Annotated in this window: 1 protein-coding gene; it reads left to right on the top strand. The window is 44.1% G+C overall.

All coding sequences use genetic code 11. From position 1 onward, the window contains the following. Positions 1–603, top strand: a 603-nt coding sequence (locus R7O13_RS25555; protein ID WP_318305035.1) for a substrate binding domain-containing protein, incomplete at its 5' end; no start/stop codon positions are given. Positions 604–842: the final 239 nt, after the last annotated feature.

Below are 842 nucleotides of genomic sequence, written 5' to 3'. Positions count from 1 at the left end.
AAACTTGGCCTTCTGCCAGAAACCTATGAACATCTTCAACCCATTTTGTTTGAATTTCAGGATCAATACCCGCAGGTCGAACTCGACATTCGCAATATCAACAATGGCTTTATTGATATGTTTCAGCAGGGGTTGGACATCGCGCTGCACGGCGGCATGCTGTTTGATTCAGACATTGTCGCGAGAAAGATCTTAACGCTAGACCGATGTGTCGTTGCCTCACCGAACTATCTTCAAACTCACGGCACGCCCGCCACATTAGAAGAGTTGAGCGATCATCAGTGCATTTGTTTTCGTTGGCCAAATGGCAATGTCGACAACCTTTGGCATTTTCAGGAACAAAACGTAGCGCTCAAACCGAAACTCATTTCCAACAACATCGGCTTTATTAAAAGCTCCACAGTGCTTGACCGCGGCATCAGCTATATCCCAAAACTGTTGGTAAAAAATGAGCTCGAATCCGGTGCATTGGTGCAAGTATTGTCTCAATATGCTGTCACAGAAGAAACGGGGTGGTTACTCTATCCTCAACCGAAAACGCTGAACCAAGCTAGCCGGTTACTTATTGAACATTTGTGCAATAAAATCCCAAAACTTTTGTAGTTTGCATTTATTGTCATAAAATTTGTGACATTGAATCATGCGCACGCATGATTATCTGAACATCTGTGAATTATAAGATGGCGCCGAAATTATGGAGCCATCTTATGAATCATCAAATCAAAACCGCTGCACTGAGCACTATCGCGCTCTCTCTACTCGGCTGTAATCAAGCTCAACCTCAGGTTGAGGATCCAAGCGCATCCAGACCCGTTCAAGTGATTGAAGTCAACGAAAGGAAT

Source organism: Vibrio sp. Y176, assembly GCF_033438945.1.
Note: the sequence above shows the minus strand (reverse complement) of the source record. Positions and strands in the feature narration are given on the sequence as shown.